Source organism: Streptomyces sp. NBC_01016 (genome assembly GCF_026341035.1).
Taxonomy (GTDB): Bacteria; Actinomycetota; Actinomycetes; order Streptomycetales; family Streptomycetaceae; genus Streptomyces.
The window spans coordinates 5394048-5411560 of the sequence record NZ_JAPEOQ010000001.1 but is presented as its reverse complement, the minus strand read 5'-3'; the positions used below and the strand labels follow the sequence as shown (position 1 = coordinate 5411560).

Genomic DNA, 17513 nt, shown 5'->3' with positions numbered 1-17513 from the left:
GCAGAGCACCCCAAGGTCGATGCGGTGCCCTGCCGTCCAGCGCCTCACCGGCTGCTAGTTTCACCTTCAACTGCATGCGAGCGCAGCCAGGTGCGCTCAGGCCTAGTCAGACGGATGCTGGCTCAATGCTGGGTCAACTGATGACTCGTCAGGCCAGCCTGCGCCTGGCGTTGGGTCTGCCGCACGATCGGGTGACATCTTGACCTGCCCCATGTCCTGGGTTCCAGTTCTGGTGGCTAGCTGGCGGCCCTTCACGGAAGGCTGGCAGCCATGCCTCGTCCCTATCCTCCGGAGTTCCGGGCGCGTGCCATCGCGCTGGTCCGCGCCGGCCAGCAGGCCAAGCAGACCGCGGTCGAGCTCGGCATCCATCCCGTCACGCTGTCCAAGTGGTTGCGCCAAGAACGACACCATCCCGGCAGCCGGTTAGTCACCGAACCTGGAGCCCAAATGGTGGGGCAGGTCAACCTGTCACCTAAATCTGCAGCAGACCCGGCCCGCGGGGGTGGGAATTTTTAGATATTGGATCGCTCGGATCGCCGGGGCGGCTTCGCTGTCCTCTCTGGGGGAGAGCCGATGCAGCGTACGGCGGTGCTGTTGCCGTCCACAGAACTCAGGGGCCCGCTATGCCGACTCGAACGAGCGGTCTCGGCTGGCCTCCTTGCCCGACCCGTCCGCCTGACCAGCCCCACCGAGGATTGTCAGAGCCTCCGCCTAGCCGCGACTGGGAGACCTTCCTCACCGGCCGCGTGAATGTCCATGCCTGAGATACCAGTGGGGCGGAGGAACTCTCTCCGCCCCATCAGAGCGCCACCTTTCCGGCGACGATCCGGGCCCATTCCCGGTAGCCGTGGGCCGAGGGGTGGAAGCGGTCCCGGGCGAAGAACTCCGGGCCCATCGGGAGAACGTCCACGGAGCCGACCCAGGTCACGTTCGCGAACTCCGCGCAGACCCGCTGCGAGACGTCGTCCAGTGCCGTCGCCCGTTCCGCCAGGTACCGGCCCAGCGTCCCCGGCACCGAGGGGAACTCCCCGAACGCCGGTATCCCCGTCACCACCACCTGCTCCGCTCGCTGCCCCAACTCTTCGACGACCGCGTGCAGTTCGTCACCCCAGCCCTGCGGGCTGGTCCGCCCGAGGACGTCGTTGACCCCGGCAAGGAGCGCGGCCACCTGAAGATCCGGGCCGACCTCGGGCAGCAGCCGGTACCGGATACGGCGCACCGTCGCCCCGTACTGGCCGTGTACCGCCCACTCCACCGGTCGGCCCGTGCGTGCGCCGAGTTCGCGGGCGAAGTGCCCCGTGAAGCCCTTCCCGTGGCTGTCCACTCCGCAGCCGGCCGCCGTCGACTCTCCGAGGACAGCGATCCGCACCGGCTCATCTTCGGCCGGGCTCTCGGTACCGGAGGTAGGCCCGCCCGCAGGCGTCAGGGTCTCGGTACGCATGCGGACGAGCAGTCCTTGCGCGGCTATGACGGGGAAGAGCAAGGGGTTCATCAAAGATCCTTGGAGGTGAGCGGGCGAGAGCGGCCGGTAGGAGCTGCCGAGGCCGGGGGTTGCCCCCGGAGAGCTTCCGTGCAACAGCAGTGAAAGGGAAGACGCCGATCATCAGCCCGGCGCATCCGGAGGCCAGGAACGGCTCAGACCTGTTCGAAGTGGAATGCCTTGATGAAGCAGTCGCGGGGTTGGGCGAGGGCGAAGAGGATGCAGTCCACGAGTGACTGGGCAGTGAGAGCATCCTGGGCGCCGCGCGGGGTGGTCTCCCACTCCCCCGACAGGGGGTCGGAGTTGTCGAAGTCGGGCGGGTACAGGGAAATCGCCCGGACCCCCTGGGGCCGCAGGCGCTTGGAGAGGATTTCGGCGAAGCCTGCCTGGGCGCTCTTGGCCGCGTAGAAGGCGTCGTGCGCGTCCGAGCGGTGATGGCCGGCCGTCCCGCAGGCGGAGATCATGGTCACCACGTCCGGGCGGAATGAGTTGAGGAGGAGGGGGAGGAAGTTCTTCACGGCCAGGACCGTGCCGGTGGTGCCGGAGGCGAGGGTGTCGGTGATGTCGGCGTCGGAAGCCGACAGCAGATCCGGGCCGTGGAGGTAGCGGGAGCCGTTGTTGATCAGTACGTCGATACGGTCGGTGTGCCGGGCGACGTCGGCGGCGAAGGCGCGGATCGAGGCGGGGTCGGTCAGGTCGCAGGCGGAGGCGTGCACCTTGTGGTGGCCGCGGGCCCGGATCTCGTCGCGGACGTGTTCGGCGGCGGCGAGCGTGCGCGCGGAGAGGAAGACTTCGGCGCCGAGGTCCGCGAGGCGGAGGGCCAGGGTGCGGCCGAAATCGCGGCCTGCGGCGGTGATGACCACGCGGTGGTCGTCGAATGTCATGTCCGTGCTCCTGCTGTGGGGCCGGGCAGCGGGCGTCCCGGTCGTGCTGAGATCATGCGGGCCACGGTCGTCCTTCAAGCACGCTTGAAGTCAAGAGCAGGGAGGGGGCGGCGTGCGGTATCTGCCGATCGGGGAGCTCGCGGCGCGGGTTCACGTACGGGCTTCGGCGCTGCGTTACTGGGAGGAGCGCGGTCTGCTGCCGGGTGCGCGCCGTGAAGGAGGGCGCCGGGTGTGGCCGGTGAGTACTGTGCGGCGGGTCGCTCTGATCAAGATGGCGCAGCGGGCTGGGTTCACGCTCGCCGAGATCACGCAGCTCCTTGCCGGTGACGCCTCCCCGTCCGCCACGCGCCAGTGGCGGGAGATGGCCACCCGTAAGCTGCCCGAACTCGATCAGCACATAGCACAGGCCCAATCCCTGCGGCAGGCAGTCGCGGACTGCCTGGAGTGCGGCTGCATGAACTTCGACCAGTGCGTACTGCTCGACGCTTCTGACGTCACACCGTGAACACGGGAACACCCAGGGGACACTGACGGCGACCCGGCGGGAGGCCCTCCTTATCGCTCCGCGCGGACCGGGCCACGAGGGGGCGTCCCGTACCGGGCCCTGGCGCGGAACCCGGTGGCAACGAGGGCCAGTACCAGTGTCGCGACCCCCGAGACGGCGAGGGTGTCCCGGGGGCCAAGTGCGGCGACGAACGGACCGCCGAGCGCGGTGCCCAGGGGCGCGGCGGTGAGCAGGGCAGCACCGCGGGCGGCGAGGACGGTGGTCAGCCAGTCCGCGGGCGTACGGTCCTGGAAGAGGGTGAAGGACAGAGCGGTGAAGGGGCCGTAGATCAGGCCGCCCATGGCGAAGCACGTGAAGGTGACGGCCGTCGGGGCGCCGAGCCCGAAGGGCAGCAGGGTCAGTCCCCAGCCGGCGACGATGGCCAGGGTGACGGGCCATACCGGGAGTCTGCGCAGGGCACCGACCGTAAGGCCGCCGAGTACCGCGCCCACCCCGAAGAGCGTCCAGTACAGCCCGAGGACACCGGAACCGGCGTGCAGGTCTTCGGTGACGTGCAGCGGGAGGGCGACCTCGACCGGACCGTAGAAGAAGTTGAAGAACCAGGTCAGGGCGAGGATCCCGAGCAGTTCGGGCTGTCCGCGCAACATGCGCAGGCCCGATGCCGACCGGGCGGTGCCGGCGGGCGCGGACGCCGGCGCCTGCTTCGTCCCGTCGCCCAGCCGGCCCACCTGTACGGCCAGGACGACGAAGGACAGGGCGTCGAGGCCGATGAGCCAGGCCGGACTGACAGCCGTTGCCAGGAATCCGGCCAGCGCGGGGCCCGCGATGACGGACGCCGAAGCGCTGGAGCTGATCAGGGCGTTCGCGGGCAGCCGCCGTTCCGGAGGCAGGATCTGCGCGACGAGGGAGTACTTTCCCGCGCTCCCCCACGCGTGCAGCACCGACGAACCGGCAAGCAGCACCACGTACAGGACGGGATGCAGGACCCCTGCCACCCAGGCCAGCGGCACGCAGCCCAGACACAGCGCGCGGAGCCAGCAGTCCACGGCGAGCAACCGCCGGGCGGGCAGCCGGCGCAGCCACCGCCCGAAGACCAGCGCACCAGCCGCGCCGGGCAGGGCGTACGCGGCGATCGCGGCACCCACGTACAGACCGGACCGGCCGGGCGGCGCGGTCTGCACGGCCAGCCAGGCCACGGCGACGATGCTCATCCCGTCCCCCAGGTCGGAGACCGCCAGCGCCGGGAGGAGCCGCCGGAACTCGCGGTACGAGAACAGGGACCGGTAGGTCTGCGGCAGCAGTCGGGACGTGCGTGTGGGCTTCATCGGCCCAGGCTTCTGGTTCACGTGCGCTTGAAGTCAAGGGAGTTCCTTGGGTAACGGTGTGGCGGAACGGGCGGCAAGGGCCCCTCGGACCTGCGTTTTCACCGGGAAACGGGATGTGGAACGAAGCCGAGGAGTCCGGCAGGGTCCGATACGTTCCTTGGCCCCGGTACGGGCGTACGACGCACTTCGTGCCCCTCACTCAGGGAGGGGTGGCTTGCGGACACCGTGTCCTTTGTCAGCAGCGAGTTGCCGGACCAGCAGAGCCGGTAGAGGTCGACCTGGGCCAGCAGATCGCGGCTGGACCGGTAGAACTCGCAACGGGTGCCGGGCGGGCGCGACATGGAACGGACGTGGTCGGACGGGTAGGGGTAGGAGCGGTCCGGCAGCAGAGGGGCGAGCTCCGCGCGCGGCCGGCCGATGGCCAACTCGTCGAACCGGGAAGGCGGCAGCACGCTCGTCGTGAGCTGCCAGGCCAGGAAGAACGCGGACGGCACGAAGAAGGCGGCTGCGACGACAGGTGCCACCAGGGCGGCGGCGGAGCGGCGACGGGCGTCTCTCCGTACGGAGGCGAGTCGCTTGGTGGACTCCGGTACGAAGGTGTCTGGAGGCGTGTCCGTGTCCGGATACGGATCCGAGTCGGGGGTCGTATCCGGGTGCGGAGCGGCCCCGGACGACAATGCGGACCGCCGGGTTCCGACCGGTGTTCCGGGCGCAGTGCCTGGTACCGGCACCGGTGTCCCGGGACGGACGGTGGCCTGGTGCGGAAGGACTGCGGTGACCTGGAACCCGCCTGCGCCGGGCCCGGTCCGCAAGGAGCCACCGAGCACCGTCACCCGTTCCCGGAGCCCTGTCAGCCCCCGGCCGCCGATGTTCGCCTGCCCCTCGCCCGCGTGCGCCGGTCCGCCGGCCGACGCGACGGCGTTCACCACGCTCACGCGGGTACGGACGGCCTCGTGGGTGATCCGTACCCTGATCGCACAGTCCGGCGCGTGCTTCACCGCGTTCGTGAGAGCCTCCTGCACCACCCGGTACATCCCGCGTTCGACCAGAGGGGACATCGAGGGCACCGCCCCACGCCGCTCCCAGCGCACCGGCACCCCGGAAGCGGCCGCCCGTCCCAGGAGGTCCTCGACGGAGTCGTTGACGGGCAGGCCCGTACCCATGTCCGTGACGGGCGGATCGTGCAGGACGGCAACGGTCTCCCGCAATTGCTCCACCGCGTCCGCGATCGTCCCGCGCAGCTCTGCGAGGTCGGCGCGGTCGCGGTCCGTGAGGTCGGGCGAGAGTTCCAGGGCCCCGGCGCGAACGGCGACCAGGCTCAGGGCGTGGCCGAGGGAGTCGTGCATGTCGGCCGCGATGTCCGCGCGTTCGGTCAGCCGCGCCTGCTGTGCGACCAGATGCTGCCGCTCCTCCAGGCTCCGGGCCAGCCACCAGCCCTCCCGCACGAGTTCGCGTCGGCCACGCCAGTGCCGCCCGGCCAGCCAGGGCAGCAGAAGGGCGGCGGGCAGCACGGTCAGCGTGTAGAACCACCACACCGGCTGCACTCGCAGCACCGCGCACGTCGCGAGATCTACCGCCGCACACCCAGCGAGCACGAGCAGCGGGCGCCCTGCCGCGGCGACCCGGGCACCGAGCGCGCAGCTCAGGGCGGCCAGCGACAGGACGTGGGCGTTGCCGGGGGTCGCGGAGTCGGCCAGGCCCAGCACGCACAGCCCGTTGACCAGTACGACTGCGGCCCCCGGCCGGTGGCGGGACCATGGCACGGCCACCGCCAGGACGGCCAGCGGGAGGAACAGATCCAGGACCGGGGAGGCCGTACCCGCGTCCAGGAACCCGTAGCCGGTGGCGGCTGCGAGCACACTCCACAGGGCCACGTTGCCGGTCACAGATCTGGTGGAGGGTATGCGTGTGTGCAGCATGACGCGTCGGCCGTCCTTCCGGTGGCTGTCCTCTGGGGGGCCTCACCTGTCCTGGTCGATTCTGCGAGCCGGTACCTGACGCCCGACGAGGGGGGGCGGCACGGCGAGGGTGTCAGAGCCGGTTCCGGCACGGGGTCATGCGTCCCGGCGTCGCAGCACGAAGAGACCGGCCACATGCGCGGCGACGGCCCACACCAGCAGGATCAGCAGGCTCACCGCGTCCGGGAACGGAGCTTTGCCGTTGCCCAGCATGAAGTAACCACCCACGGTCTGCGGCATGTACTCGTTGATGGCCAGCAGTACCGGGCCCCCCAGCCCGACCAGCATGCTGGGCAAGGCTGATACCAGGAAGAAGATCATGGCAACGGCGCCCGCCGCCGTCCGCAGGGCGAACGACACCCCTACCGTCAGCACGCAGACGAGAGCGGAATAGACGCCCATGGCAAGGGTTTGGTACACCGCCTTCGACAGCTCGAAACTGGCGTGCCCCTCGAACGGCCCCCAGGCCAGCGCGATGCCCAGCACAGCCCACACCAATCCGGCGACGAAGCCCACCAGTGCGCTCAACAGCGCCTTGGCCAGCTGCACATGGCGCCTGACCGGCACCCACAGCAGTGAAGTGCGCATGCTGCTCGTCGAGTACTCACTCGTCACCGTCGTCATCGCCAGGACCACCAGGGCGAACTGGGTGAGGATGACCGACGACACCGAGGCGTTACCGACCGGCTGGACCGGCTTGTCGTTGATCCGGGCGATCGACCCGTAGTAGAAGGTGAAGATCGCGGTCACGATCAGCCCGACCAGCAGGCAGACGTACGGCGTTCGAATCGTCCACAGCTTGGTCCACTCCGAGGCGAACGCGCCCGCGAGCCCGCCACCGGTATGGCCGGAGGCCGTGCGGCCACGGCGGCCATCACTCACGTCGGTCGTTACGGCGCTCATGCCCCCGCCCCCTGTCCCTGAACCCGTGTCTCCTCGGAACCCTGGCCGCCGAACACCGTGTCGCCCGTCTCGTACTCCACGCTCTGCGCGGTCAGTTCCATGTACGCCTGTTCCAGCGAAGCGGAGACCGTACGCAGTTCGTGCAGTCTCAGTCCTAGGCGGTGGGCCAGGTCGCCGACCTGCTCGACGCTACGGCCCTTCACGACGATCTCGTCGGCCGCGGGCGACTCCACGGTCACATCACCGTCCTCCAGGAGGTGGCCGGTCAGCCTGCGCAGGTCCGCCACGTCCGGGGTGCGCACCCGCACCGACGACAGCGAGCTGTTGGCCAACAACTCGGTCATCGGAGTGTCGGCCAGGAGTTTCCCCCGACCGATGACGACCAACTGGTCGGCGGTCAGCTGCATCTCGCTCATCAGGTGACTGGACAGGAAGACCGTCCGGCCCTCCGCTGCCAGGGACCGCACGAGTTCTCGTACCCATCGGACACCGTCGGGATCAAGGCCGTTGACCGGCTCGTCGAAGATGAGGACCTGCGGGTCGCCGAGCAGCGCGCCCGCCACACCCAGTCGCTGGTACATGCCGAGGGAGAACGCCCCGGCGGAGCGCCGTGCCACCTTCGCCAGGCCGACCGTCTCAAGGACCTCGTCCACCCGGCGCAGCGGAATGCCGTTGCTGCGCGCCTGCGCCACCAGGTGGCTGCGTGCGGAACGAGCCGGGTGCAGTGCCTTGGCGTCAAGGAGCGCGCCGACCTCGCGGATCGGGTGCCGCATCGAGGAGTACGGCCTGCCGTCGATCAGCGCCTCTCCCCCGGAGGGATGGTCCAGGCCGAGAATCATGCGCATCGTGGTCGACTTACCGGCGCCGTTGGGCCCCAGGAAGCCGGTCACCTGCCCGCCTTTGATGTCCAGCGTCAGACCGTCCACGGCGACGGTCTCGCCGTAACGTTTGGTCAGTTCCCGAAGGGTGATCACGGAGCTCCTTCATGCCGGTCACGGACCGCGGAAGCCGAGGGAGGCGTGCACCGACCGGCGCATGGGGCTCAGCCCTTGGGCAGCCACCGCGTTTCCTGTACGAGAGCGACGCTAGAAGTCCGCGGGAACGGCGCCCATTGGACGAACGGCAGCGGCGTGCTGCCCTTCGTCAGGGGTGTGCCCCGCCCCTGGGCTGATGTGTGAAGTACGCCGCTCGCGCGGCGGCGCGGCGGCCGTAGGCTCGCCGCGTGGAAGACACAGCAGTGGAAGACACAGCGTCGGACAGCCGGCCGGTCCGTGTCCTGATAGCCGACGACGAGGCGATGATCCGGGCGGGGGTCCGGGCCATCCTCGCCCGTGACCCCCACGTCGAGGTGGTGGCCGAGGCAGTCGATGGGCACGAGGCCGTAGCGCTCGCCCGCAGGTACCGGCCGGACGTGGTCCTTCTCGACATCCAAATGCCCGGTCTGGACGGGCTGGCGGCAGCGGCCCGCCTCCACAAGGAGTCGGCGCCGGTCGGTGTGATCATGCTGACGACCTTCGGCCAGGACGACTACGTCACCCGCGCGCTGGAAGGCGGCGCCGACGGCTTCCTGCTGAAGGCCGACGACCCGAGAGAACTCCTCAACGGAGTACGGGCGGTGGGAGCCGGCGGAGCCTACCTGTCCCCACGGGTCGCAGCCCGGGTCATCGCCGGGCTACGCGCGCACCGGGCGGCACACCCCCACCGCTCACTGGAGCGGCTCACGGAACGGGAACGCGACGTCCTGGCCGGACTCGGGACAGGTCTGTCCAACGCGGAGATCGCGAGCCGACTGCACCTCGTCGAGGGCACGGTGAAGGCACACGTCAGCGCGGTGCTCGCGAAGCTGGGTGCACGCAACCGGGTGGAGGCGGCCATCTCCGCGTACGAGGCCGGCCTGGTCCCACCGGGCCGCCGTTGACCCAGGCGGAATGTGGACCCCGTGCCTCCTCGTCTCTAGGCCGCCCGTCGGGTCCGCGCGTAGTGGCGCCGGGCGCGGTCCCGGTTGCCGCAGTCCAGGACGGACACGAGCGAGACACCGAGCAGCGAGAGCTTGGCGAACAGTGGACGGTCCTCCACGACCAGGTGAGGGTCTGTACGGTGAGTGGTGTAACTCCCTTGTAGAGAGCGACAGTTGATGACTGACGTGACGAGTGGCACCGAGGCCGGCAAGGCAGCCACGGATGTGTCCGAGGCCGTGGACGATGCCCTGCTGAGCGAGCTGATGGAGCGGGCGAAGGCCGGCGGGGTGAGCCTGACCGGCGAGGGCGGGCTGCTGCAGCAGCTGACCAAGCGGGTGCTGGAGTCCGCGCTCGAGGGCGAACTGACCGCGCACTTGGGCCACGAGCCGGGCGAGCGGGCCGAGGGCGGCCGGGAGAATTACCGCAACGGCCGGCGCGCGAAGACAGTGACGACCGAGGTCGGGCCGGTTGAGATCGAGGTGCCCCGGGACCGGGCTGGCAGTTTCGAGCCGCAGTTGGTCAGGAAGCGGCAGAAGCGGCTCGGCGGGGTCGACGAGATGGTGCTGTCGCTGTCCGCGAAGGGCCTCACCCATGGCGAGATCTCCGCGCATCCGGCCGAGGTGTACGGCACCGAGGTGTCCAAGTCGACGATCTCCACGATCACCGACAGCGTGCTGGCCGGCATGGCCGAGTGGCAGAACCGCCCCCTGGACGCGGTCTACCCGGTGGTCTTCGTCGACTGTGTGAACGTGAAGGTCAGGGACGGTCAGGTCGCCAACCGGCCGGTCTACATGGCCGTGGCCGTCACCGCCGACGGGCAGCGCGACATCCTGGGCCTGTGGGTCGGTGAAGGTGGTGAGGGCGCGAAGTACTGGCTGCAGGTCCTCACCGAGATCAAGAACCGGGGCACGTCCGATGTCCTGATGCTCGTCTGCGACGGGCTGGCCGGCCTGCCCGACGCGGTGAACACGGTGTGGCCACGGACCATCGTGCAGACCTGCGTGGTCCATCTGCTGCGGGCGTCGTTCCGTTACGCGGGCCGCCAGGACTGGGAGAAGCTCGCCAAGGCCCTGCGGCCCGTCTACACCGCGCCGACCGAGGACGCCGCCCTGGAGCGGTTCGTGGAGTTCACCGACGCCTGGGGGCACAAGTACCCGGCCATCGTGCGGCTCTGGGAGGCCTCCTGGGCCGAGTTCGTGCCGTTCCTGCAGTTCGACGTGGAGATCCGCAAGATCGTGTGCACGACCAACGCGATCGAGTCGATCAACGCCCGCATCCGCAAAGCCGTCCGGGCCCGCGGGCACTTCCCCACGGAACAGGCCGCTCTCAAGTGCGTCTACCTGGCCGTGATGAGCCTGGACCCCACCGGCACCGGACGCAAGCGCTGGACCATGCGCTGGAAGGCCGCACTCCAGGCCTTCGACATCACCTTCGACGGCCGACTCACCGCCGGCCGCAGCTGAATCAATCAATCCGACCGAGTTCCACCGATCGCTACACAGTCCCTGGGGGCACGGCACTAACCGCCGGGAAGGGGCGCGGAGTAGCGCTTGAGGACCTGGGCAGGGTGGTCTTCGTCGGTGGGCCAAAGCACGACGTGGTAGTGGTCCTCGCCTTCCAGGGCGTCCTCGGAAAGCCTGTTCAGGCCGTGGGAGTAGATGCGCACGGCGTAGTTACCGAGGGCAAGAGGGATGCGGGGAATCTTGTCGCTGGCGTCCTGCATGGAGATCAGCAGGCGTCCTGAGGGGAGCGCGAGGCCGGCCTGTGTGACGTGGTCGGCTTGCCGTAGTTCCGTGCCGTCGGCCGGGGGTGCGCGGCGCACGTCCACGGTGACGGGAACATTGAAGGGGCGAGCGGCTCCGATTCCGACAACGCCAGGAGCAGTGTTGATCCAGTCCGCAACCAGTGCATCGAACCAGCCCAGTTCGGGTTCGCCCAGGTCTGCATCGTCGTCCTGGATCAGCAGGGTGGAGTAGTCGGCGAGGACCGTGAGTTCGTGGCGGGAGATCAAGCCGGGGTCACTGGGCGGCGGGGTGGCGGTCATCTGGAACTGATCTCCGTAGAGAAGTGAGTGTGAGCGGTCTGGGCTGGTGGCCGTGAGGTTGGTACGCCAGTAGGCGGCCACCAGTAGGAGGCAATCCACCAGTGGTGGCTTCCATGGCCGCCCCGGACCGGAGCGGCCACTTCAGCTCGGCGTAGCTGCTTCACCGACCTCCCGAAGATCCGCGGGTCACCCAGCCCTTCAGCTGAGGACCTTGACGTACCAGTGGTCCGCCTTGCCATGCCCTTCGTAGGGTCCGGTTTCCTCGTAGCCATACCTGGTGTACAAAGCCCGTGCCGCGGTGAGTTGGGTGTTGGTCTCGCACACGATCCGGGCAGCGCCCAGCCTCCTCGCCGATTGCTCGACGGCGAGGAGGAGGCCCCGGCCCAACCCCGCTCCCCGCCCAGCGGGGCGCACGAACATCCGCTTGAGCTCCGCGGTCTCAGGAGCACCTCTGAGCAGCCGCAACCCTGCGCAGCCCAGGAACTCACCCTTGTCCCCACGCGCAACGAGAAACTCGCCGTCGGGCGGGCCGAGCACATGGTGAGGATCTTCAACAAGCACCGCTTGCAGCTCCGCCTCTATGGCTGGGCGCCCCAGCACCCGCCGCCCCATCTCGGTGAAGTACTCCCGCATCACCTCATCGACACCCGCGCCGATGACACGCTCCACCTTGATAGTCCACGTTGGCATGCAGGCCATGGTCCCCGAACGACCTGTGGCCGTCCACCGTCCTTTCGACAGGCGCCCTTGCGACAGGCGTCCTTGCGACAGGCGTCCTTGCGACAGGCGTCCTATCGGCAGGTCTCCGACCAACCCTCACGCCACAGAGATCGTTCGCGAGCCCAGCCTCAGCAGACCCGCACGCCGTCGATCATGTTGTTGTACGGCGTGCCCTGCAGTCCGGGATCTTGTGGGGCGCTGTGCTGCCGAACTTGAGGGACCAGTGCCCCTCCCAGTTGTAGAACTTCGATCGGGTTCCGCTGGACTGACGGTTCTTCAGCGAGGTCAGCCGGTCGTTGAAGCCGTAGTCACTCAAATCGCGGAACGCGCACCTGTAGAACGTGAGCTTCGCGTGGTCGTAGTTGTCACCCGCCCACAGGCACAGCCGCCCGCTCGAGCAGCTGCTGCCCAGCGCCGAAACCGGGTGCGGTGAAGGTGATCGTTGTGCCGTCGTTCGCGCGGATCTCGTCGAAGCTCACCTGCTGGGCGGGGGCCTTCATTTCCGCCCGGTGTGCCTCGGTTCGGTCCTGGAGCTGCGCGGCCTGCCTTTCGGAGAGTCCGGCCGCACGTGCTTGCGCGGTGCGTACCGAGTCGGCGGCGGGCGCGCTCTGCCCCGAGAGGGCGGGCTGCGCGGTGACGGTCCCGGCGGCGCGGCCCGCGGTGAGCAGTGCGGCGCCGGTCAGGCTGAGAACGGTTCGGATGGGTCGCATGATTCTCCTCGTTTCCCCGTGGTGTGCCGCTGCTTCGCCGGGGGCGGCACCTGCCCCATTGCCGCGCTGATCAGCGGGCTTTGCCTTCTACCGTGGCCGTGGCGACCGGTCGGTTGTGAGTGCGGTGTGAGCATGCCGTTGATGGCCCTGCGGGCTCCATGCGTTTCGGCCCAGCCCGAAAGGAGCAGGCGAAATCCTGATCACGTCGACCTCGGCTTCATCCGTTGTCAGGCTGATGACGATCTGAAGGCCGACGCCCGATTGATCACCGCTGGGATGGCAGGTGACGCTCACGGATTTGCTCCTGAACACATGATGGGGGCTTCCTTCCGGTCCGGCGGTGTGGGTGTCAGGGGGTGAGGACGCGGGCGAGGGAGTCGAGGTGCGTGAGGGCGTCGGGGCCCGCGGGGGAAAGGACCACGCTGGTCGCGCGGGCGGCGTGGCGTGCGGTGATCGCCGCGCGGGCCTGGTCGGGCGTACCGGCGATGCTCAGATCGCGGACCCAGGCTGCGGGCATGGTCCGGGCGAACTCCCGGGCGTTGCGGCAGGCGGCACGGTGGGCGCGCAGCTCGGCGGCGAAGGGCAGGGGGTCGATGTGGGCCGCCCAGCCCGGCTCACCGATCGCTTCCAGACCGGCGCGGACACGGGCGAGGGCGGCTTCCTCGTCGTCGTCGACGGCCGCGGCGTCGTAGGTGACGATCTCCGGGGCCTTGGTGGTGGCTTCGGGGCCCAGATGGTTCAGGGAAGCGCTGATGTAGGCGGGGGCGGCGGGTTCGGCAAGGAGGAGTCCGTCGGCGACCTAGCCCGCGGCCTGCTGTGATCTGGGGCCGCGGACGCCCAGGACGAGGGGCGGGATGGCCTCGGCGTCGGGGATCTCGGTGAGGACGACGCCTTCGCAGCGCACATAGCGGCCGTTCTCGGGTCCGGGGTTGCCCCGCAGGAGTTGGCGCAGCGCGGTGGTGTACTCCTTGAGGAGCGTCAGGGGGCTGGCGGGCCAGGATCCGGCCTTGCGCATCCAGTCGGGCATGCCGTGTCCGATTCCGGCGATGAGGCGTCCGGGATGGAGCTGGGCGAGGGTGGCGAGTTCCATCGCGGTGAAGCACACGTTGCGGGCACCGGCCGGCAGGATTCCGACGCCGACGGTGATGTTCGCGGTGCTGGCCAGGACGAGGCGGCCTGAGCGATGCCGCCGCGCCAGCCGAGATCCTCCACCACCCACAGCTGATCGAAGCCGAGTTCTTCGGCCCGGCGCGCGTAGGACAGCACCTCGCGAGCAGGCAGGTCGAGGGGCAGCAGGACACCGACGCGGCCGCGGGCGGGGCTGGCGTCGGGTGCAGACATCGTGCTCCTTCGAGGCAGTGGGGGTTTCGCTGTCTCAACCCCATGCTGCGTCAACACCTATGGGATGAGCCGCGCTTGCGGGACCATGCCAGACGCTGACAACGGTGCGGAACCGCAACAAGGAGGATCGATGGGTGCACGTTGGCCGGAGAAATTCCGGCAGCACATGGCAGGCGAGGACTGTCCGATGTGCGGCAATGACTTTGATGCCACAGACATCGGCTGGGGCCTGCTGGTACGCAAAGGCACTGTCAGCAACGCGTACTTGTGGAGGTCGGGCATCATTCGTGGCTACCTCGTGGTCGTCTTCACGACGCGTCACGCGGCCGAGCCTACAGAGATGACACCGGAAGAGGCTGCTGCGTTCTGGCGCGAAACCCTCGAAGCCGGACGCGCAGTTGAACGCCTGTATCGCCCGCTCAAACTCAACTATCAGCTCCTCGGAAACAGCATTCCCCATGCCCACTTCCACATCGTTCCTCGACGGGGTGAGGACGACGATCCCGCAGCCGGCGAGCCCTTGCCGTTCGCGGTCCTCGACCCACCGCTCCGCCAGGACGAGAGCACCCTTCAGGCCGACGCCCGTGAGCTGCGGGCGCTCCTCGGCGAGTGCTGACTACCAGTTCATACAGCTGGGCATGCCGCACTTCCCGGCGGCATCCGTCGTGGGGCTGTCGCCCCAAGCTCAGGGCAGTGTCAGAACACCGTGTGAGATCAGGAGGTTTCGCACCTCCGACAAGGACGTGGCACACGTGTGCGCCTGCCAGAGCGACTCCTCCTGGTGGGTCGTCGTCAAGCCGATCACAGTGCATCCGGCAGCCACCGCCGCGCGTATGCCCGCGGGTGCGTCCTCCACGACCAGACATGACGAGGGGGAGACGCCAAGTCGGTATGCAGCCAAGGCGAAGCAGTCCGGCGCGGGCTTGGCGTTTTCAACATCGCTGCCGTAGACCCGAATGGCGGGTAGAGGAAGTCCAGCTGCCGCAAAACGGGATTCGACGAAGGCTCGGTCGCCGGACGTCACGATCGCCCATGGGCTGTGGGACAGATCCTGTAGCAGATCAAGAGCGCCATCGACCGGCAAGACGCTGTCTCGTTCCTGGGTCAACAGGTCGTCGAGCACCTGCCGTTCGACGACTGGGTCGAGATGGGCGCCAGCGTCCTTGACCGTGTCCTCGGGGCGCCGCCCGAAGGTGAGCTGCCACACCTTCTCAGGATCCAGGCCTCGCAGCAGCGACCAAGAGTTCCAGACTCTCCGGTGAGCGGCTGCTGAGTCCAGCAGGACTCCGTCCACGTCGAAGAGCACGGCAGAGATGGTCATCCCGGCATGCTCCCAGGTGCGAGAGCGCCAAGACCGAGTGTTGCAATCACCGGGCGACGTGGCGTTCGTGACGCCCCGTCAAGTCGAACTGTGTCGGGCGCCGGCAGCCGGAGCGCATCGGACGCAGGTCACTCGGGCTTGCCGGCGATGGCGAGTTCGTTGCGGATCTCGGTGATGACTGCCGAGACGAGCTGGTGGAACTGCTCGTCCGCGGTGGGGAGTCGCAGTGTCGCCGCCTGGCGGAGGGTCGGGATGTCGAGGTCGGCGTGGTCCTCGAGCCAGGTGTCGGGGACGAGTGTGGTGCGGTCGGCTCCGGACCGGTCGGCGGGTTGCTCGACCAGGAGGGCGAAGGAGAGGACGAGCAGGGAGAGGTGGCGGTGGGCCGCGAGCGCCGCCGGGAGGTCGAGGCCGATGTCCTGCAGGAGTCGTAGGAAGCGGTCCAGGTTGAGCAGGCGGTTGGGGTGCACCGAGGTCGGGGGCGTGTCCTCGTCGAGGGAGACGAGCAGGGCGCGTGGCCAGCGGCGGTACAGCTCGCGCAGTGAGCCGGCGTAGTCGGCGACGGACGTTTCCCAGGCCTCGGGGTGGAGCGGCGGCGGGTTCCAGGAGCTCAGCATGAGGTCGACGACGAGGTTGACGACCTCCTGGCGATCCTCGACGTAGTTGTACAACGCCCGCACGGTGACGCCCAGTTCGGCGGCCAGGGCGCGCATTGTGACGGACGGGAACCCCTGCGTGCCGGCCATCTCCAGAGCCTTGGCGGCGATGAGTTCGCGGGTGAGGACCGGGCGGCCCTTGCGTGTGGTGGGGCGGCGGCGGGAGGTGGCGGGCATGGTGCCAGCCTACGACCCAGGCTTAAACTTCACACACGTTGACTTTTAGCGTCGGGCACCTTCAGGCTGGCCTGGTCACACCCGCCCACGCCCGGAGGTCGAACCCATGCCAGCTCAGAAGTCCCGCCGCTTACCGCCGTTGAGCGGGGTGCTGGTGCTCGTGATGGCTTCGACGGGGCTGGTGGTCGTCGACCTCACGATCGTGGCCATCGGACTTCCGCTGATCAGCGCGGAACTCGCGGACGGGGCTTCTGCCGAGTCCGTGGTGGTGACGTACATGGTCGCCATGGGCGCCCTCACCCAGGTCGTCGGAAGCCTGTCGGACCGGTGGGGCCGACGGCCGCTGTTCCTCGCCGGAATCGCCGTGTTCACGGTGGCCTCGCTGGCCGCGACCGCGGCGCCCGATCTGCTGTGGCTCAACGTCGCCCGCGTGGTCCAGGGCGCGGGGGCGGCGGCCATCATGGTGAACGGCATCCCTCTGCTCTCCGACCGTTACTCCGGCGAAGAGCGCAACCTCGCCATCGGCGCCTGGGGTTCGTTCGCGACCGCGGCCGGACTGCTCGCCCCGACCCTCGGCGGGGTACTGGCCGACACCTTCGGATGGCGGGCGGTATTCGCGATCAATCTGCCTCTCGGGGCGGCCGCCTGGGTACTGGCTGCCCGCGTGCTGCCACGCTCACCGGCCGCGCCGGAGGCGGGGCGGTCGGACTGGCTCGGCAGCCTGCTGCTCATGGTCGGCCTCGGCACGGCGACCCTCCTGATGCTCCGCACCGGCGACGCGCCGTGGTCAGGCCGGGACACCATGACGCTACTCATCGCCTGCCTGGCGCTGGCCGCCTTCCTCGCCGTCCAACTCCGCGTGCCCGCGCCGACGCTGCACCTGCGGATGTTCGGCCGGCCCGCGTTCTCCGGCGCGATGCTGGCCATCTTCCTCTCGCGCGTCCTGACCATCGGCGGCTCGGTCTACCTGGTGCTGTACTTCTCCGACGGCCTCGACTTGAGCCCGACAGCGGCGGGCCTGCTGATGACCCCGATCTTCCTCGCCCAGATCGCCATGGGCATGGTCGCCTCCAAGCTGCTCAGTCACTGGGCTCCCGGCCTGGTGATCGGCTCCGGCTACGCGCTCAAAGGCGCCGGCCTCGCCGCACTGGCGCTGCTGATCACACCTCATACCCCGTGGTGGGCGCTGCTCTTGCCGCTGCTCGCCTGGGGAGCCGGCGGCGGGGTCGCCGGCGCACCCGTCATGGCCGTCGCGGTGCGGGTCACGGCTCCTGAACGAGTGGGCATGGTCGCCGGGACCGTCTCCACCCTCGCCTCTCTCGGTGCCGGCGTCGGCACCGCGGCGCTCGGCGCGATCTTCACCCTCCATGGCGGCCACGACAGCCAGGCCGTCACCGACGGGGCCCAGGCCGTACTGGGCGCGTCCGCGGCCCTGGCGGTCGTCGCCGTGCTCACCACCGTCACGCTCATCGACCCGCGCCGCGTCCCACGCCCTGACCGCAGTCAAGTACCCGCATCATGAGGCAGGGCCGAG

At 69.2% G+C, this 17513-nt stretch carries 18 protein-coding genes and 3 pseudogenes; 6 read left to right on the top strand and 15 right to left on the bottom strand.

The genetic code is table 11. The annotated features are described in order from the left end of the window. Positions 1 to 270: 270 nt before the first annotated feature. A pseudogene (locus tag OG746_RS45445) lies at positions 271 to 423 on the top strand (transposase); the annotation flags it as partial. 376 nt (positions 424 to 799) lie between these two features. Here the strand turns inward: OG746_RS45445 and OG746_RS24345 are convergent. Both OG746_RS24345 and OG746_RS24340 read right to left on the bottom strand, forming a co-directional pair. Further along, positions 800 to 1492, bottom strand: coding sequence for an SGNH/GDSL hydrolase family protein (locus OG746_RS24345; RefSeq protein WP_266717848.1), 693 nt, complete (start codon positions 1490 to 1492; stop codon positions 800 to 802). A gap of 143 nt (positions 1493 to 1635) precedes the next feature. Next, a complete protein-coding gene (locus tag OG746_RS24340) occupies positions 1636 to 2364 on the bottom strand; it encodes an SDR family oxidoreductase (protein WP_266717846.1) in 729 nt (242 codons plus the stop codon). Positions 2365 to 2476: 112 nt separating this feature from the next. Between OG746_RS24340 and OG746_RS24335 the strand changes: the two genes are divergently transcribed. Next, a complete protein-coding gene (locus OG746_RS24335; RefSeq protein WP_266717844.1) occupies positions 2477 to 2869 on the top strand; it encodes a MerR family transcriptional regulator in 393 nt (130 codons plus the stop codon). A 50-nt stretch (positions 2870 to 2919) separates the two neighbouring features. Here the strand turns inward: OG746_RS24335 and OG746_RS24330 are convergent, their stop codons facing one another. From OG746_RS24330 to OG746_RS24315, 4 genes are all read right to left on the bottom strand, one after another. Beyond that, complete coding sequence (locus OG746_RS24330; RefSeq protein ID WP_266717842.1) at positions 2920 to 4194, bottom strand: MFS transporter; 1275 nt, start codon at positions 4192 to 4194, stop codon at positions 2920 to 2922. Positions 4195 to 4292: 98 nt separating this feature from the next. Beyond that, positions 4293 to 6113: a sensor histidine kinase gene (locus OG746_RS24325; protein WP_266717840.1), complete on the bottom strand. Its 1821-nt coding sequence runs from the start codon at positions 6111 to 6113 to the stop codon at positions 4293 to 4295. A gap of 135 nt (positions 6114 to 6248) precedes the next feature. Next, positions 6249 to 7055 carry an ABC-2 transporter permease family protein gene (locus OG746_RS24320; protein WP_266717838.1) on the bottom strand — a complete coding sequence of 269 codons (807 nt, stop codon included), beginning with the start codon at positions 7053 to 7055 and terminating at the stop codon, positions 6249 to 6251. Then, positions 7052 to 8029, bottom strand: coding sequence for an ATP-binding cassette domain-containing protein (locus OG746_RS24315; RefSeq protein WP_266717836.1), 978 nt, complete (start codon positions 8027 to 8029; stop codon positions 7052 to 7054). Before OG746_RS24315 ends, OG746_RS24320 begins: the two co-directional genes overlap by 4 nt. 323 nt (positions 8030 to 8352) lie before the next feature. On the opposite strand from OG746_RS24315, the gene OG746_RS24310 reads away from it, so the two are divergent. Next, positions 8353 to 8973 (top strand): response regulator transcription factor, encoded by a 621-nt coding sequence (locus OG746_RS24310; protein ID WP_266719172.1) that lies wholly within the window; start codon positions 8353 to 8355, stop codon positions 8971 to 8973. Positions 8974 to 9008: 35 nt separating this feature from the next. Here the strand turns inward: OG746_RS24310 and OG746_RS24305 are convergent, their stop codons facing one another. Beyond that, on the bottom strand, positions 9009 to 9131 hold the full coding sequence (locus OG746_RS24305) for a hypothetical protein (RefSeq protein ID WP_266717834.1): 123 nt from the start codon (positions 9129 to 9131) through the stop codon (positions 9009 to 9011). 58 nt (positions 9132 to 9189) lie between these two features. Here OG746_RS24305 and OG746_RS24300 point away from each other — a divergent pair, with 58 nt between their 5' ends. Beyond that, positions 9190 to 10476, top strand: a complete 1287-nt coding sequence (locus OG746_RS24300; RefSeq protein ID WP_524540447.1) for an IS256 family transposase — start codon at positions 9190 to 9192, stop codon at positions 10474 to 10476. Between the two features lie 56 nt (positions 10477 to 10532). Here the strand turns inward: OG746_RS24300 and OG746_RS24295 are convergent, their stop codons facing one another. From OG746_RS24295 to OG746_RS24275, 6 genes and pseudogenes are all read right to left on the bottom strand, one after another. Further along, positions 10533 to 11057: a hypothetical protein gene (locus tag OG746_RS24295; protein WP_266719221.1), complete on the bottom strand. Its 525-nt coding sequence runs from the start codon at positions 11055 to 11057 to the stop codon at positions 10533 to 10535. A gap of 51 nt (positions 11058 to 11108) precedes the next feature. Then, positions 11109 to 11296 (bottom strand): annotated as a pseudogene (locus OG746_RS24290) (hypothetical protein); the annotation flags it as partial. Continuing rightward, a complete protein-coding gene (locus OG746_RS24285; RefSeq protein ID WP_266717832.1) occupies positions 11256 to 11726 on the bottom strand; it encodes a GNAT family N-acetyltransferase in 471 nt (156 codons plus the stop codon). The pseudogene OG746_RS24290 and the gene OG746_RS24285, both read right to left, overlap by 41 nt. A gap of 202 nt (positions 11727 to 11928) precedes the next feature. Beyond that, complete coding sequence (locus tag OG746_RS45565; protein ID WP_353962431.1) at positions 11929 to 12156, bottom strand: hypothetical protein; 228 nt, start codon at positions 12154 to 12156, stop codon at positions 11929 to 11931. Further along, complete coding sequence (locus OG746_RS24280) at positions 12143 to 12487, bottom strand: hypothetical protein (protein ID WP_266717830.1); 345 nt, start codon at positions 12485 to 12487, stop codon at positions 12143 to 12145. The genes OG746_RS45565 and OG746_RS24280 overlap by 14 nt, the downstream gene beginning before the upstream one ends. Positions 12488 to 12836: 349 nt before the next feature. Further along, a pseudogene (locus tag OG746_RS24275) lies at positions 12837 to 13828 on the bottom strand (LLM class flavin-dependent oxidoreductase). 130 nt (positions 13829 to 13958) lie between these two features. On the opposite strand from OG746_RS24275, the gene OG746_RS24270 reads away from it, so the two are divergent. Then, positions 13959 to 14444 (top strand): HIT family protein, encoded by a 486-nt coding sequence (locus OG746_RS24270; RefSeq protein WP_266717829.1) that lies wholly within the window; start codon positions 13959 to 13961, stop codon positions 14442 to 14444. A gap of 69 nt (positions 14445 to 14513) precedes the next feature. Here OG746_RS24270 and OG746_RS24265 read toward each other — a convergent pair whose 3' ends face one another. Together OG746_RS24265 and OG746_RS24260 are read right to left on the bottom strand one after the other, a co-directional pair. Then, a complete protein-coding gene (locus OG746_RS24265) occupies positions 14514 to 15149 on the bottom strand; it encodes an HAD family hydrolase (RefSeq protein WP_266717827.1) in 636 nt (211 codons plus the stop codon). Between the two features lie 128 nt (positions 15150 to 15277). Further along, positions 15278 to 15979, bottom strand: a complete 702-nt coding sequence (locus tag OG746_RS24260) for a TetR/AcrR family transcriptional regulator (protein ID WP_266717825.1) — start codon at positions 15977 to 15979, stop codon at positions 15278 to 15280. 106 nt (positions 15980 to 16085) lie between these two features. Between OG746_RS24260 and OG746_RS24255 the strand changes: the two genes are divergently transcribed. Beyond that, a complete protein-coding gene (locus tag OG746_RS24255) occupies positions 16086 to 17501 on the top strand; it encodes an MFS transporter (RefSeq protein WP_266717823.1) in 1416 nt (471 codons plus the stop codon). Positions 17502 to 17513: the final 12 nt, after the last annotated feature.

Excerpts from the sequence above, each read along its gene's own strand:
- OG746_RS24295 (WP_266719221.1), bottom strand. The coding sequence starts at position 11,057 with ATGACCGCCACCCCGCCGCCCAGTGACCCCGGCTTGATCTCCCGCCAC.
- OG746_RS24260 (WP_266717825.1), bottom strand. The coding sequence starts at position 15,979 with ATGCCCGCCACCTCCCGCCGCCGCCCCACCACACGCAAGGGCCGCCCG.
- OG746_RS24320 (WP_266717838.1), bottom strand. The coding sequence starts at position 7,055 with ATGAGCGCCGTAACGACCGACGTGAGTGATGGCCGCCGTGGCCGCACG.
- OG746_RS24310 (WP_266719172.1), top strand. The coding sequence starts at position 8,353 with ATGATCCGGGCGGGGGTCCGGGCCATCCTCGCCCGTGACCCCCACGTC.
- OG746_RS24255 (WP_266717823.1), top strand. The coding sequence starts at position 16,086 with ATGCCAGCTCAGAAGTCCCGCCGCTTACCGCCGTTGAGCGGGGTGCTG.
- OG746_RS24325 (WP_266717840.1), bottom strand. The coding sequence starts at position 6,113 with ATGCTGCACACACGCATACCCTCCACCAGATCTGTGACCGGCAACGTG.
- OG746_RS24300 (WP_524540447.1), top strand. The coding sequence starts at position 9,190 with ATGACTGACGTGACGAGTGGCACCGAGGCCGGCAAGGCAGCCACGGAT.
- OG746_RS24340 (WP_266717846.1), bottom strand. The coding sequence starts at position 2,364 with ATGACATTCGACGACCACCGCGTGGTCATCACCGCCGCAGGCCGCGAT.
- OG746_RS24280 (WP_266717830.1), bottom strand. The coding sequence starts at position 12,487 with ATGCGACCCATCCGAACCGTTCTCAGCCTGACCGGCGCCGCACTGCTC.
- OG746_RS24270 (WP_266717829.1), top strand. The coding sequence starts at position 13,959 with ATGGGTGCACGTTGGCCGGAGAAATTCCGGCAGCACATGGCAGGCGAG.
- OG746_RS24330 (WP_266717842.1), bottom strand. The coding sequence starts at position 4,194 with ATGAAGCCCACACGCACGTCCCGACTGCTGCCGCAGACCTACCGGTCC.
- OG746_RS24265 (WP_266717827.1), bottom strand. The coding sequence starts at position 15,149 with ATGACCATCTCTGCCGTGCTCTTCGACGTGGACGGAGTCCTGCTGGAC.
- OG746_RS24345 (WP_266717848.1), bottom strand. The coding sequence starts at position 1,492 with ATGAACCCCTTGCTCTTCCCCGTCATAGCCGCGCAAGGACTGCTCGTC.